Source organism: Variovorax sp. GW821-FHT09D05 (assembly GCF_059416325.1).
Map to the genome: position 1 here is coordinate 389,204 of NZ_JBWKOZ010000002.1, position 14,111 is coordinate 403,314.

Below are 14,111 nucleotides of genomic sequence, written 5' to 3' on the forward strand. Positions count from 1 at the left end.
AGGCTTGAATGCTTGCACCAGTGGCGGCTTTCAGCGCCACTGGTATCTGTAGCCGATACTTTTGAGGTGTTTCAGGCGCCCAGCAGGGCGCTCACGCGCTGGCGCAGCGACTCGGGCTGCACCTCGGCCGGCGGCACGGGGCCGCCGACGTTCAGGCCCACGCGGCTGAAGAAGCCGCGGCGGAAAGGCTTGGCCATGGCCACCTGTTCGCCGCCGCGCAGCTCGATGCGGCTGAAGTACGAGCCCCAGAGATTGATCAGCGCCATCGGGATCACCGGCGGCTCCAGGCCTTCGGCGCGTGCGCTCTCGACTATCTTCATCACGCCGCCCTTGAAGGGCTGCAGCGTGCCGTCGCGCGTGATCGCGCCCTCCGGGAAGATGGCGAGCAGGTCACCCTCGCGCAGCACGCCCAGCGCCTTGGCAAAGGCCGCTTCGTACGCTGCCGGGTCTTCCTTCTGCGGCGCGATGGGGATCGCCTTGGCCAGCCTGAACAGCCAGCCCAGCACCGGCACCTTGAAGATGCGGTGGTCCATGATGAAGCGGATCGGCCGCGGGCTCGCCGCCATCAGCAGCACCGCGTCGATGAAGCTCACGTGGTTGCACACCAGCACGGCCGCGCCCTCGGTGGGAATGTGCGACTCGCCCCTGATATCGAAGCGGTAGACGAAGCGCGACAGCACCCAGGCCACGAAGCGCAGCAGGTACTCGGGCACCAGCATGAAGATGTAGAACGCCACCACCGCGTTGGCGATGCCTGTGAACAAAAAGATCTGTGGAATGGTGAAGCCCGCGCCCAGCAGCGCGCCGGCGATGACCGAGCTGCCGATCATGAACAGCGCATTGAGGATGTTGTTGGCCGCGATGATGCGCGCGCGGTGCGTGGGTTGGCTGCGCAGCTGGATCAGCGCGTACATCGGCACGCTGTAGAGCCCCGCGAACAGCGACAGCAGTGCCAGGTCGGCCATCACGCGCCAGTGCGCGCCCTGGTGCACGAAGGCGCCGATGCCCATCTCGGGCACCTTGGGCAGGCCGCGCGAGGCAAAGTACAGGTCGATCGCGAACACGCTCATGCCGATGGCGCCCAGCGGCACCAGGCCGATTTCAACCTGCCGGCGGCTCAGCGTCTCGCACAGCAGCGAGCCGACGCCGATGCCCACCGAGAACACCACCAGCAGCAGGGAGGCCACCTGCTCGTCGCCGTGCAGCACTTCCTTGGCGAAGCTCGGAAACTGGCTCAGAAACACTGCGCCGAAGAACCACATCCACGAAATGCCCAGCAGCGAGCGGAACACCACCACGTTCTCGTTCGCGAGCTTGAGGTTGCGCCAGGTCTCGCTGATGGGGTTCCAGTTGATGACCAGCCCCGGATCGGTGGCCGGCGCCTTCGGAATGGCCTGCGCCACGCCCCGCCCGACCAGCGCCAGCAGCACGCAGCCCACGGCCACGCTCATGTGGCCGATCTGCGGTATCGCCACCAGCAGCCCGCCCGCCACCTGCCCGAGCAGGATGGCGACGAAGGTGCCCATCTCGACCATGCCGTTGCCGCCCGTGAGTTCGCGCGCGTCGAGCACCTGCGGCAGGTAGGCGAACTTGACCGGCCCGAACAGCGTGGAATGCAGCCCCATGAGGAACACGCAGCCCAGCAGCACCACGGCATTGGCCGTGACGAAGCCCCAGGCGGCGATCAGCATGATGACGATCTCGAGGTTCTTGACGAAGCGGATCATCTTCGTCTTGTCGAACTTGTCGGTGAGCTGGCCGGACGTGGCCGAGAACAGCAAAAACGGCAAGATGAACAGCGCACCGATCACCAGCCCCGCCATGGCCGGCGGCATCCAGCCCAGCTGGAGCTGGTAGGTCACCATGACGGTGAAGGCGAACTTGAAGAGGTTGTCGTTCGCCGCGCCGGCGAACTGGGTCCAGAAGAAAGGCGCGAAGCGCCGCTGCTTGAGGAGGGCGAACTGGTTGGCGTGGGCGTTCGCTTCATGGGCCACGGGTGTGGCTGCGGCAGCGGCGGGATTTGTCATTCGAAGAGTGCTCCTCAGGCGGCCACGGCGGCGGCGCCCGGATTGTGCCGTAGTGCGGCTTCCCAGCGCATTTCGAGCTTGTGAAGCGCAAGCACCACGGGCAGCCCGGCGAGCGAGGCCGTCAGGTGCTTCAGCGTATGGCCCGAAACCGTGTGCCGCGTGAATTCGTAGATCTGGTGGTCGGCCAGCTCGAAAGCCTTGGCCAGCACGTAGAAGAAGATGACCCAGCCCAGCTTCAGCCCGACCGACTTGCGCATCGGCGTGGCCAGCGCCAGCGTCACCACCAGCGCCATGCCGCCGAACTGCACCAGCGCCCACGGCATGACGTTGCCGGTTTCCTGGAACACCTCGGCCGAGAGCAGGCCGGCCGTCAGTACGAACCAGGCGGCGGGCCAGCCGGCGCGCTGGCTCACCCGCTCGCAGACCGCCACCCCGATCAAGCCTGCGAAGGCCACCGCCATGCCGGCGCGGTCCGCCGCGAGCCGGGGGGCGTCGGGCACGAGGTGGAAGAAGGCCGAGCCCGCGGCGGTGGCGATCAGGCCGGCGAAGAAGAGCCAGGCGCAGTCCAGCGTGTTGTCGGGCGGGTCGCTGGCGGGCGGGGCCAGGGGGAATTGCGACAGCGCCTCCTGGTGCGAGCGGTCGATGCGGTTGAGCCGGTACAGGCCCCACAGGCCGATCACCACGAAGGGGATGTTGCTCAGCACGTCCATGGCGTTGGGCAGGCCGTGCCAGGCGCGGTCGTCGGCGAACACCGAGGCGATGGCGACTTCGGCGGCCGGCAGCTCGGGCCCGAAGAAGGCGATCAGCGCGAGCAGCACGAAGGTGAAAAGCAACCCGCGTTCGCGGCGGCTGAGAGAGGGCAAGAGCATGGCGGTCCTCGGTGGGTGGTCTGTACGAGCCGCGGAATTTAGTGGCGGGCCGCTCCACAGGCATCGAGAATCGATACGTGGCACTAATTCACACCTGACGGTATCTTCAATCGATACTTGCCGGCGCCCGTGTACGCTTCCGCCCCATGAGCACCACCGTCGATCTCGTCCAAGCCCTCAAGAACGAACTCAAGAGCGCCCGCATGACCTACGCCGACCTGGCGCGGTCGCTCGACATGGCCGAATCCAGCGTCAAGCGGATGCTGGCCAAGAGCGACATGCCGCTGTCGCGGGTGGACGCCATCTGCCGGGCGCTGAAGATCGATTTCGCCGAGCTGGCGCGCCGCGTGGCCGACGCCCAGCCGCTGCTGAAGGAGCTGACGCACGAGCAGGAAAAGGCCGTGGTCAAGGACAAGAAGCTGCTGCTGGTGGCCATCAGCGTGCTGAGCCAGTGGACGCTGGAGCAGATCGTGGCGGCCTACCGCGTGAGCGAGGCCGAGTGCATCGGCTGCCTGGCGCAGCTGGACCGCATCGGCATCATCGAACTGCGCCCGCTCAACCGGTATCGCCTGAAGCTCGCCAAGACCTTCCGCTGGCGGCCGCACGGCCCGGTGATGGAGTTCTTCCGCGAGAACGTGGTGCTCGACTACTACCGCGGCGGCTTCGACGGCCCGGCCGAGGGCCTGCTGCTGGTGCACGGCTCGATCAGCCGCTCACTGGCGCCAGCCTTCCTGGAGCGCCTGCAGCGCGTGGCGCAGGACTTCGCGCAGCAGCACCAGACGGACCAGAAGCTGTCGGCCAAGGACCGCGAGGGCTACACGCTGCTGCTGGGCATGCGCAACTGGGAATTCGAGCTCTTCACCCGCCTGCGCCGGGGCTGAACCCGGGGCCGATCAGGGCTTGGCGGCTTCCAGGGTGTCGCGCATGGTGCGCGCGGCGATTTTTGCCGCTTCGGCAAAGTCGTCGCCCGACGACGCATAAATGATCGCGCGCGACGAGTTCACGACGATCGGCGCATCGGCACGCCAGCCGGCGCGTACCGTGGCTACAGCATCGCCGCCCTGGGCGCCGACGCCCGGAATCAGCAGCGGCACCGTCGGCGCGAGCTCACGCACGCGCTCGATCTCGGCGGGGTAGGTCGCACCCACCACCAGGCCGAGCTGGCCATTCAGGTTCCACGGCCCCTGCGCCAGCCTGGCGACGTGTTCGTACAAAAAGGGCTGCCCCGCTACATCCGCCAGCCGCTGCCCCTGCAGGTCGGACCCGCCGGGATTGCTGGTGCGGCAAAGCAGGAAGGCGCCCTTGCCCTCGTGCTTGAGGTACGGCGCGACCGAGTCGAAGCCCATGAAGGGCGACAGCGTCACCGCGTCGGCACCGTAGCGCTCGAAGGCTTCCAGGGCATATTGCTCGGCGGTGGAGCCGATGTCGCCGCGCTTGGCGTCGAGGATCGTGGGCACGTGGGGCGCGTTGCGGCGCATGTGCTCCATCAGCTGTTCGAGCTGGGCTTCGGCACGGTGGGCCGCGAAGTAGGCGATCTGCGGCTTGAAGGCGATGACCAGGTCGGCCGTCGCGTCGACGATGCGCGCGCAGAAGTCATAGATGCGGCTGGCGTCGCCCTTGAACTGCCCCGGGAATCTGGCTGGCTCCGGATCGAGCCCCACGCAGAGCAAGGAACCGTTTTTTTGCTGTGCGGCGGCCAGCTTGTCGAGGAAAGTCATGGGGCCTGATTTTAGGCGGCCCGCTTTCGGCCCTCAGTTGGGCGCGGGCGTGTGCTGTTCGGCGGCCAGGCAGAGGTCGGCCCAGGCGCGTGCCTTGTCGGCGGGGTTGCGCAGCAAATACGCGGGGTGGTAGGTCGCCACCACCGCCGCGCCACCGACGGAATCCAGCGGCACGACGCGGCCGCGCAGCTTGCCCAGCGGGTCGCCGCTGCGCATCAGGCTTTGCGCCGCCAGCGGGCCCATCGCCAGCACGATGCGGGGTGCGAGCGCTGCGGCGTGCTCGTCGAAGGCCTCATCGATTGCGCGCGGGCTGCCGGGCTGGCCGGCGGCCACGCCGCGGTGGGTGCGCATGAGGTGCACTGGCGTATGGCCGTCGTGCAGCTTCAGGGCGCGCAGCATGTTGTCGAGCAGGCGGCCGGCGTCGCCCTCGAAGGGCTCGCCGTGGCGGCCGTCGGCTTCGGGCGGCATGTCGGCCACGACCAGCCAGCCGCCCTGCGTGGATTCGGCTGCGCCGGCGTCGGCGTAGAGGCGGCAGGGCGCCTCGACCAGTACGGCAGCGCCCTGGGACAGCGGCGCAGCCGCCGGGCGGGCAGCCGGTGCTGGTGCCGCAGCAGGCCGGGCGGCTGGTGCTGGCGCGGCAACGGGTGCTTCGACCTGCACGCGTTCCTCGGCCACGGCCACCTCTTCTTCGGCAACAGCAGCCGTCTCAGGCACCGCCATTTCGACAGCCTCGGGCACGGGCCACCAGACCTTCACGCCCATTTCGTCGAGCATCGCGCGCTGGCGGGCGTCGAGCTTCAATGTCTGTACCGCACTCATCGCAAGGCTCCCCAGGCGGAGCCTGATTCGTTCAAACGCAGGCTCATGACGACGGCGTCCTCGCGCTTGCCGTCGTGCGCCGGGTAGTAGCCCTTGCGCACGCCGACGCTGCGAAAGCCCTGGCGCATGTAGATGTCGAGCGCGCGCTGGTTGCTCTGGCGCACTTCGAGCCACAGCCACTGCGCGCCCTCGCCGCGAGACCAGCCGCCCAGCGCCTCGAGCATGAGCGGCGCCCAGCCCTGGCGCTGGAAGGCCGGCGCCACGGTGATGTTCAGCAGGTGCACCTCGTCGACGCCCTTCATGGCGACGAAGTAGCCGATCAGCGTTTCGCCCAGCTCCGTGACCGGCGAGCTCACACCCGGTGCCACGCCGGGCGCCAGCAGGCACTGGCAGTGGTAGCCCACGGCCATGGAATCGGTGAAGTTGGCGCGCGTCCAGGGATGGCTGTAGGCCGTCTGCTCGACCGCGCAGACGGCATCGATCCGCTCGACGGTGAGCGGTTCGAGGCGGGCTTCGACGGGCTGGAGGACGGCGCTCATGCGGGTCAGTTGGCGGCGGCTGCGGCCGCCTTGATGGCGGCGCGCTCTTCGGTGGTTTGCGCCACTTTATCGCGAACATAGAGCGGCCAGGCCTGCGCGGCCGGCACTGTGCGCCCGGCCGCGAGCAGCGCGGGGGCCAGCCGCAGCATGGCGGTGGCGGTCGGCAGCGCCTCGTGGCGGGTGGCGGGCGGGGCCAGGCGAAGGCCGTAGGCGGCGAAGGCATTGCCGGCGAGCGCCCAGCCGGCGGGCACTTCGAGGTCTTCGGGCGACAGCAGCAGAGGCTCGTCGTCGCCACCAAGCGGGCCGTTGGCCGCGAAGTCGTAGCGCGCGGCATAGATCTGGTCCATGCGGGCGTCCAGCACGGCCACCACCTGTTGGGCACCGAAGGCATGGCGCGCTTCCTCGGCCACGGCGAGCAGCGTGTCGACCGGCAGCAGCGGCACCTTGGCGCCGAAGGCCAGTCCCTGTGCCACCGAGCAGGCGGTGCGCAGCCCGGTGAACGAACCGGGGCCGCGGCCGAAGACGATGGCGTCGAGCTCGGACAGTGCCAGCCCGGCGTCGCCCAGCAGTTGCTGGATCAGCGGGAGCAGGGTGGTCGAGGCTTGCGCGCCGCCAACGCCGTTGTGCGCGAGCAGCCTGTCGCCGTGAAGCACGGCCACGGACAGGTGCTCGGTGCTGGTGTCGAAGGCGAGCAGCTTGGGCAGGGCGAGGGGCATCCGCCGATTATCGAGGGGCGGCCAATCCCCAGGGTCACGCGCCGTTATCGCTGCGCAAAATGGTCAGCCCCGCCTTGCGCAGCGGCGCCAGCGCCTTGGCAGGAGCGTCCGGCGATACCAGCAGGCTGGTGGCCGAGGTCACGGGGTTCACCACCCAGGCCGACGCTGCGCCGAGCTTTTCCGACGAGGCCAGCACGACCGTCTCGGCCGCCGACGCCATCAGCGCGCGCTTGATCTCGGCCTCTTCCAGGTCGCCCGTGGTCAGCCCTGCTTCGGCGTGCACGCCGGTGACGCCCATGAAATACGTGTCGGCATGGATGCGCGCAATGGCCGCCATCGCCGCCGAGCCGACCGCCACCACCGAGTGCTTGAAGAGGCGCCCGCCGATCAGCACCACCTCGATGCCGGCATGCGCCACCAGCTCGATGGCCACCGACGGGCTGTGCGTGACCACGGTGGCCTGCAGATTCGCCGGCAGGTGGCGCGCGAGCTGCACTGCCGTGGTGCCGCCATCGATGAATACCACCTGTCCCGGCTTCACGAGGCGCGCAGCGGCGCGGCCGATGGCCACCTTTTCATCAGGAGCCAGTTGCTGGCGCCCCGCGAAGTCGGCCTCGGCCGCCGCGACCGGCAGCGCGCCACCGTGCACGCGCTGCAACAGGCCTTCGGCGGCCAGCTCGCGCAGGTCGCGGCGGATGGTGTCTTCCGACAGGCCGAGTTCTTCGCTGAGCGACTTCGCGACGACGTTTCCGTCACGTCGCAGGACCGAGAGGATGTGTTGCTTGCGCTGGCTGGTGAGCATCGGCCGATGGTATCGGTGCGCGCCGTTTATTGCACGTTTTTTCTTGTTTTTGCACGAATTCGCACATATGCTCGCCGCCATGACCATCCACGACCGCGTCCGGGTGCACGAAGTCACCCTGCTTTCCGACAACTGGTACACGCTGCGCACCACCGCCTTCGACTGGCGGCGCAACGACGGCCAATGGCAGCGCATGCACCGCGAAACCTACGACCGCGGCAACGGCGCCACCCTGCTGCCCTACAACCTCGCGCAGCGCACCGTGCTGCTGACGCGCCAGTTCCGCTATCCGGCCTTCGTCAACGGCCACGACGACCTGCTGATCGAGGCCGCGGCCGGCCTGCTCGACGACGCGGAGCCCGAGGAGCGCATCCGCGCCGAGGTCGAGGAAGAACTCGGCTACCGGCTCGGCACGGTGCAGAAGATCTTCGAGAGCTTCATGAGCCCGGGTTCCGTTACCGAGAAGCTGCATTTCTTCGTCGCGCCCTACGAGCCCTCGATGCGCATCGGCGCGGGCGGCGGGCTGGCCGAGGAGGGCGAGGACATCGAGGTGCTGGAGCTGGCCATCGACGAGGCGCTGGCCATGGTGGCCGACGGCCGCATCGCCGACGCCAAGACGGTGATGCTGCTGTATCACGCGAAGCTTCACGTGTTTGCGCCGGGATAATCGCCGGATGCCTCTTGCCTTCCGCCGCGCGGCCTGCGCACTGACTCTCTCCTTGCTGGCCCCGGCTGGCGCCTTCGCCCAGCAAGCACTCCCGACCCAGGTCGATGCCGCCCTCGCCCGTGCCAAGGTGCCGCGCGAGTCCGTGACCATGCTGGTGGTCGAGGCCGACGGCACGCGCCAGCCGCGCCTGGCCTGGCGCACGCAGGCGCCGGTGAACCCCGCGTCGATCATGAAGCTGGTCACCACCTACGCCGCGCTCGACCTGCTCGGCGCGGCCTACAGCTGGACCACGCCGGTCTACGTCGAAGGCACGGTGAACAACGGCGTGCTCAACGGCAATCTCTACATCAAGGGCCAGGGCGACCCCAAGCTGGTGCTGGAGCGCGTGTGGCTGCTGCTGCGCCACGTGCAGGGGCTGGGCATCACCACGGTGAGCGGCGACATCGTCATCGACCGCAGCGCCTTCGAGACCACGGTCGAGGGCGACCCTGGCGCCTTCGACGGCGAGCCGCTGCGCCCCTACAACGCCTCGCCCGACGCGCTGCTGGTGAACTTCAAGTCGGTCAACATGACTTTCGCGCCCGACCGCGCCGGCCAGATCGCGCGGGTGAGCTACGAGCCTCCGCTGGCGAGCGTGGCCATGCCGCCAACCGTGGCGATCGTGCCCGGCGAATGCGGCGACTGGCGCGCCGCGCTGCGCACCGACTTCAGCGACGTGAACCGCATCCGCTTCAACGGCGGCTTCCCGGCCGGCTGTGGCGAGAAGAGCTGGGCCGTGGCCTACGGCGATCCGCGCACCTACGCCATGCGCGCCATCGGCGGCATGTGGGCCGAGATGGGCGGGCGCGTGGGCGGGCAAATGCGCGAGGGGCGCGTGCCGGCGGGGCTGAAGCCGGCCTTCGAGTTCGAATCGCCGCCGCTGGCCGAGGTGATCCGCGACATCAACAAGTACAGCAACAACGTGATGGCGCAGCAGCTGTTCCTCACGATCGGGCTCACGCAGAAGAACCGCGGCACCTTCGAGGCCTCGCGCGCCGCGTTGGGCCAGTGGTGGCGCGAGCGCATCGGCACGGGCGAGGCGCAGCCGGTGTTCGAGAACGGCTCTGGCCTGTCGCGCGACGAGCGCATCAGCGCCGCCGCGCTCGGCAAGATGCTGCAGGTGGCGTGGCGCTCGCCGGTGATGCCGGAGCTGATGTCCTCGCTGCCGGCCATGGGCGTGGACGGCACGCTGAAGAAGCGCACGCTGCGCTCCGGCGGCTCGGCCCACCTGAAGACGGGCACTCTGCGCGACGCATCCGGCGTGGCCGGCTACGTGGACGGCGCAAGCGGGCGCCGCTACGTGCTGGTGGCCATTGCCAACGGCGAGAACGCGGGCGCGGCGCGCGCGGCGTTCGACGCGCTGGTCGACTGGGCCTCGCAGGACAACTGAGGCCGACGGCTCGACAAGGCGCACGGCCAGCGGCCGTGTACTGAAATCTTCTGAGGGCAAACGCCCGCTTGCGCGCGGGCATGCCCCTGCACAGAATCGGACGGTCGTTCTTTTCCGTACAAAACCAACGCAGGAGACATGCCTTGACAAAGCCCCACCCCCATTCGTCCGTCCCGATGCGCAAGACAGCAGCCCTGACGGCGCTCGCAGGCGCAACCTTGTTGCTGCTCGCCGCCTGCGGAGGCGGTGGTGGTGGCGGGGGTATCGGCATCGGGGTGGGCGTTCCGCCGCCCGCCACCGACGACGGCCGGGGCTCGGTGGTCACCAACCCGCCCGAGCAGACGGCGAAGCTGACCGCCGACCAGTTCACCGCCAGCCTGCAGGCCAGCGACCAGGGCAAGGCGCTGCTGCAGGTGGCGGGCACGCCCAAGTGCGGCATCGACCTGCGCTATCTCGAATACCGCACCATCGGCGCGAAGAGCGAGGCCACCAACGCCACCGCCGCGATCATGGTGCCCACCGGCTCCGACGTGGCCTGCGGCGGCCAGCGTCCAGTGGTGCTCTATGCCCACGGCACCACCGCCGCCAAGGCCTACAACCTGGCCAAGTGGACCGACAGCACGCAGGCGGCTGCCGGCGAGGGCCTGATGGTTGCCGCCATGTTCGCGGCGCAGGGCTACATCGTGGTGGCGCCCAATTACGCGGGCTACGACAAGTCGACCCTGCCCTACCACCCGTATCTCAACGGCGACCAGCAGGGCAAGGACATGGTCGACGCGCTCACCGCCGCGCGCAAGACCTTCTCGGGCATCGGCGCGAACGACGCCGGCTCGCTGTTCATCACCGGCTACTCGCAGGGCGGCTACGTGGCAATGGCGGCGCACCGCGAGATGCAGGCCACGGGCAAGACGGTGACGGCGTCGGCGCCACTGTCGGCACCCTCGGCCATCAGCCTGCTGACGGACTACACCTACCAGGGCTGGCCGGCGCTGGGCGCCACGCTGTTCGTGCCGCTGCTGTCGACCAGCTGGCAGCAGCAGTTCGGCAACGTCTACAGCTCCACCAGCGACGTGTATGAAGCGCAGTACGCCAACGGCATCGACACCCTGCTGCCGAGCACCTCGCCCGGCACGCTGTTCTCCAGCGGCAAGCTGCCGCAGCTGGCGCTGTTCCCGGCGAACGCCACGCCGGGGCCGGTGAGCCCCTCGCTGTCGATCTTCTACGGCGCCAACAACCTCATCAAGCAGAGCTTCCTGACGCAGGCCGCCGGCGACATCCAGGCCACGCCCTGCCCCGGCAACGCGCTGCCGCCCACATCGGCGTCGCTGAGCACGGCATCGCCGCTGGACTGCAAGCCGTCCACGGGCTTCCGCAAGGCGGCGCTCGCCAACGACCTGCGCAACTGGACGCCGACCCGGCCGATGCTGATGTGCGGCGGCGCCAACGATCCGACGGTGAACTTCGTGAGCACCCGCGCCACGTCAGGCTACTTCCGCGCCAAGGGCGTGCCGGCCACCGCGCTGGCAGTGGTGGACCTGGAAGATTCGGCCGCGATCGACGCCTACTCGACGGCCCGTGCCGGCTTCGCGCAGGCCAAGGCCCTGCTGGCGCAGAACACGTCGGGCAGCGCATCTGACAAGGCGCAGGCGGTCACGCTGGCGTACCACGGCACGCTGGCACCGCCGTTCTGCCTGGCCTCCGCCCGTGGCTTCTTCCAGGGCGTGCTCGCCGCTGGGGGCTGATCGAGGATCAGGCCGCTGACGCGCGCTGCAGCCGATCCCGCACGCCTTCCCAATCGGGCGTGTCGGGTGGCATCTCGACCCAGATCAGCTTGACGCCCTGCGCATCGAACTCGCGCAGCACCGCGAAGAGCTGCTGCGCACTGGCCGCCGCATCGTCGGGCATGCGCCGCTGCAGCACGCGCTGCGAGCGGCTGCGCACCACGGTGCGCGACCACACGGCGATGTGCGCGGCATTCGCGCCCAGCACGTCGAGGCCGGTCTGGATCGCCTTGGCGTCCATCAGCCGCACCTTGGCGTCCGGGGCGTAGTGCGCCTCCAGCGTGCCCGAGGCGCGCGGGTCGGGTGTTTCGAGCACTTCGCGGTCGCTGAGCCTCTCGCCGCAGGCGGCCTCGATCTGCGCGCGCGTGATCAGGCCGGGCCGCAGCAGCACGGGGGCGCCGCGGCTGCAGTCGACGATGGTCGACTCGATACCGACCTCGCAGGCTCCGCCGTCGACCACCAGCAGCGCGTCGCCGAACTCGTCGTGCACGTGCTGCGCCGTGGTCGGGCTGACGCGGCCGAAGCGGTTGGCGCTGGGCCCCGCAAGGCCGGGCACACCCTGCTGGGCGCAGGCTTCGAGCAGCGCCTGCGCCACAGGATGCGAGGGGCAGCGCAGGCCGATGGTGTCCTGCCCGCCGGCCGCCGCCGCGCCCACGCCGGGCTGGCGCGTGACGATCAGCGTGAGCGGCCCGGGCCAGAAGGCCTGCACGAGTTTCTGCGCGAAGAGCGGCAGCGGCTGGGCGAAGCGCGACAACGACTCGGTGCCCTTGATGCCGGCCGCCACGTGGACGATCAGCGGGTGATCGGCGGGCCGCCCCTTGGCCTTGAAGATGCCTGCCACGGCCATGTCGCTGCTCGCGTCGGCCCCCAGGCCGTAGACAGTCTCGGTCGGAAAGGCCACCAGCCCGCCCGCGCGAAGCACACGCGCGGCTTCGGCAATGGACTCGGGGGAGCGGCCGTCGAGGATCATGCGAGATCGGCGGTAGTCACCGCCGGCAGGCCCAGCAGCAGCGCGGCCTGCGAGGCGGTGGCACGCACGGCTTCGAGCGTGGCGCCGGTGAGCGTGAGGTGGCCCATCTTGCGGCCGCGCCGAGGGTCGATCTTTCCGTAGAGGTGCAGGTGCACGCCCGGCAGCGCGAGCACTTCGCTCCAGCGCGGCGAAACCGGCTTGTCGCCGCCCTCGGCGGTGAACCACAGGTCGCCCAGCAGGTTGAGCATGATCGCGGGGCTGTGCTGGCGCGGCGCGGCCAGCGGCAGGCCGGCGAGCGTGCGCACCTGCAGCTCGAACTGCGACACGTCGCAGGCTTCCATCGTGTAGTGGCCGCTGTTGTGCGGGCGCGGCGCCATCTCGTTGACGACCAGCGAGCCATCGGCCAGCGCGAAGAACTCGACGCACAGCACGCCCACATAGCCCAGGCCGTTGGCGATGCTCTTCGCCGAATTGACCGCGCCCTGCGCCACCGTCTTCGGCATGTTCTGCGGATGCACCTCGGTGACAGCCAGGATGCCGTCGCGGTGCAGGTTGCGCTGCGGCGGAAAGTGCACGATCTGCCCGTCGCGGCTGCGCGCGAGGATGACCGAGCATTCGAACTCCAGCGGCAGCATCTTCTCGAGCACGCAGGGCACGCAGCCCGTGGCCTGCCAGGCGTCGACCAGCTCGGCGCGCGTCTTCACGCGCTGCTGGCCCTTGCCGTCGTAGCCCAGCCGCGCGGTCTTCAGGATGCCGGGCAGCAGGCTGTCTTCAACGGCGGCGAGCTGCGCCGCGGTCTCGATGACCGCGTAGGGCGCGCAGGGCACGCCGCAGCGGGTGAAGTGGGCCTTTTCGGCGATGCGGTCCTGCGCGATGGCGATGGCCGAGGCGCCGGGCGACACCGGCCGCGCGACCGCAAGGTGCTCCAGCGAGGGCGCTGGCACGTTCTCGAACTCGGTCGTCACCGCATCGGCCAGGCCGGCGAGGCGGGCCAGGCCGTCGACGTCGTCGTAGTCGGTGTGGATGTGGTGGTGGCTCACGCGGCCGGCGGGGCTGTCGGTGTCGGGATCGAGCACCGCCGTGAAGTAGCCCATGCGCTGGGCCGCATGGGCGAACATGCGCCCCAGCTGGCCGCCGCCGAGCACGCCGAGCGTGGCGCCCGGGAGGATGGGCAGGTCACCGTTCTTGCTGTTGCTCACAGGGCACCTCCGCCTTGCGGCGAGAAAGGGGACACGGGGGGCACTTCTCCAACACCGCCGGCAGGAGCCGGCGGCAGCGTCATGGCCTCGGCGGCGGCGGTCTGCGCCGTGCGGAAGGCATCAAGCTTCGCGCGCAGCGCCGGGTCGTTCACCGCCAGCATTGCCACCGCGAACAGCGCCGCGTTGGCCGCGCCCGCATTGCCGATAGCAAAAGTGGCCACCGGCACGCCCTTGGGCATCTGCACGATGCTGTAGAGCGAATCGACGCCCTGCAGGTGGCGGCTGGCCACCGGCACGCCCAGCACCGGCACCGTGGTCTTGGAGGCCAGCATGCCCGGCAGATGGGCCGCGCCGCCCGCGCCCGCGATGATTGCGGTGAGCCCGCGCCCGGCGGCGCTTTCGGCGTACGCGAAGAGCGCATCGGGCATCCGGTGGGCCGAGACCACCTTTGCTTCGTGACTGATTCCGAATTGCTGGAGAATCTCGACCGCGTTGCGCATCGTCTCCCAATCGGAGTTCGAGCCCATCACTACACCGACCTGAATGGTTTCGTTCATGGTTTCAATTTTACGTTT

14 protein-coding genes are annotated in these 14,111 nt (G+C 69.4%); 4 read left to right on the forward strand and 10 right to left on the reverse strand.

Features of this window, described 5'->3' with window-relative positions; genetic code table 11:
- Positions 1-71: 71 nt before the first annotated feature.
- Together AC07O3_RS06440 and AC07O3_RS06445 are read right to left on the reverse strand one after the other, a co-directional pair.
- The gene (locus tag AC07O3_RS06440) at positions 72-2,027 is read right to left on the reverse strand and encodes an MFS transporter (RefSeq protein ID WP_495338866.1); all 1,956 of its coding nucleotides are present in this window, start codon (positions 2,025-2,027) and stop codon (positions 72-74) included.
- A gap of 14 nt (positions 2,028-2,041) precedes the next feature.
- Positions 2,042-2,896, reverse strand: a complete 855-nt coding sequence (locus tag AC07O3_RS06445; RefSeq protein WP_093055436.1) for a hypothetical protein — start codon at positions 2,894-2,896, stop codon at positions 2,042-2,044.
- A 146-nt stretch (positions 2,897-3,042) separates the two neighbouring features.
- Between AC07O3_RS06445 and AC07O3_RS06450 the strand changes: the two genes are divergently transcribed.
- Positions 3,043-3,777, forward strand: coding sequence for a helix-turn-helix domain-containing protein (locus AC07O3_RS06450; RefSeq protein ID WP_093055434.1), 735 nt, complete (start codon positions 3,043-3,045; stop codon positions 3,775-3,777).
- Positions 3,778-3,789: 12 nt separating this feature from the next.
- Here AC07O3_RS06450 and pyrF read toward each other — a convergent pair whose 3' ends face one another.
- The 5 genes from pyrF to AC07O3_RS06475 are packed head-to-tail and all read right to left on the reverse strand — an operon-like array spanning position 3,790 to position 7,490.
- Positions 3,790-4,614, reverse strand: a complete 825-nt coding sequence (gene pyrF / locus AC07O3_RS06455; RefSeq protein WP_093076177.1) for an orotidine-5'-phosphate decarboxylase — start codon at positions 4,612-4,614, stop codon at positions 3,790-3,792.
- A 33-nt stretch (positions 4,615-4,647) separates the two neighbouring features.
- Positions 4,648-5,433 carry a uracil-DNA glycosylase family protein gene (locus tag AC07O3_RS06460; RefSeq protein WP_495338867.1) on the reverse strand — a complete coding sequence of 262 codons (786 nt, stop codon included), beginning with the start codon at positions 5,431-5,433 and terminating at the stop codon, positions 4,648-4,650.
- Complete coding sequence (gene rimI, locus AC07O3_RS06465; protein WP_093055428.1) at positions 5,430-5,972, reverse strand: ribosomal protein S18-alanine N-acetyltransferase; 543 nt, start codon at positions 5,970-5,972, stop codon at positions 5,430-5,432. Before rimI ends, AC07O3_RS06460 begins: the two co-directional genes overlap by 4 nt.
- A 5-nt stretch (positions 5,973-5,977) precedes the next feature.
- The gene (tsaB, locus tag AC07O3_RS06470) at positions 5,978-6,688 is read right to left on the reverse strand and encodes a tRNA (adenosine(37)-N6)-threonylcarbamoyltransferase complex dimerization subunit type 1 TsaB (RefSeq protein WP_093174276.1); all 711 of its coding nucleotides are present in this window, start codon (positions 6,686-6,688) and stop codon (positions 5,978-5,980) included.
- Between the two features lie 34 nt (positions 6,689-6,722).
- Positions 6,723-7,490 (reverse strand): DeoR/GlpR family DNA-binding transcription regulator, encoded by a 768-nt coding sequence (locus AC07O3_RS06475; protein WP_495338868.1) that lies wholly within the window; start codon positions 7,488-7,490, stop codon positions 6,723-6,725.
- Between the two features lie 79 nt (positions 7,491-7,569).
- On the opposite strand from AC07O3_RS06475, the gene AC07O3_RS06480 reads away from it, so the two are divergent.
- From AC07O3_RS06480 to AC07O3_RS06490, 3 genes are all read left to right on the forward strand, one after another.
- On the forward strand, positions 7,570-8,157 hold the full coding sequence (locus AC07O3_RS06480; protein WP_093076638.1) for an NUDIX hydrolase: 588 nt from the start codon (positions 7,570-7,572) through the stop codon (positions 8,155-8,157).
- Between the two features lie 7 nt (positions 8,158-8,164).
- Positions 8,165-9,586: a D-alanyl-D-alanine carboxypeptidase/D-alanyl-D-alanine endopeptidase gene (gene dacB, locus AC07O3_RS06485; protein WP_495338869.1), complete on the forward strand. Its 1,422-nt coding sequence runs from the start codon at positions 8,165-8,167 to the stop codon at positions 9,584-9,586.
- A 176-nt stretch (positions 9,587-9,762) separates the two neighbouring features.
- Positions 9,763-11,328 carry an alpha/beta hydrolase family protein gene (locus AC07O3_RS06490; RefSeq protein ID WP_495339006.1) on the forward strand — a complete coding sequence of 522 codons (1,566 nt, stop codon included), beginning with the start codon at positions 9,763-9,765 and terminating at the stop codon, positions 11,326-11,328.
- 7 nt (positions 11,329-11,335) lie between these two features.
- On the opposite strand, the gene AC07O3_RS06495 is transcribed toward AC07O3_RS06490, so the two are convergent.
- The 3 genes from AC07O3_RS06495 to purE are packed head-to-tail and all read right to left on the reverse strand — an operon-like array spanning position 11,336 to position 14,093.
- The gene (locus AC07O3_RS06495) at positions 11,336-12,337 is read right to left on the reverse strand and encodes an L-threonylcarbamoyladenylate synthase (protein WP_093174282.1); all 1,002 of its coding nucleotides are present in this window, start codon (positions 12,335-12,337) and stop codon (positions 11,336-11,338) included.
- Entirely contained in the window at positions 12,334-13,536 is a 1,203-nt protein-coding gene (locus tag AC07O3_RS06500; protein ID WP_093055416.1) for a 5-(carboxyamino)imidazole ribonucleotide synthase, read from the reverse strand. The genes AC07O3_RS06495 and AC07O3_RS06500 overlap by 4 nt, the downstream gene beginning before the upstream one ends.
- Positions 13,533-14,093, reverse strand: coding sequence for a 5-(carboxyamino)imidazole ribonucleotide mutase (purE, locus tag AC07O3_RS06505; protein WP_093055414.1), 561 nt, complete (start codon positions 14,091-14,093; stop codon positions 13,533-13,535). Before purE ends, AC07O3_RS06500 begins: the two co-directional genes overlap by 4 nt.
- Between the last annotated feature and the right edge of the window lie 18 nt (positions 14,094-14,111).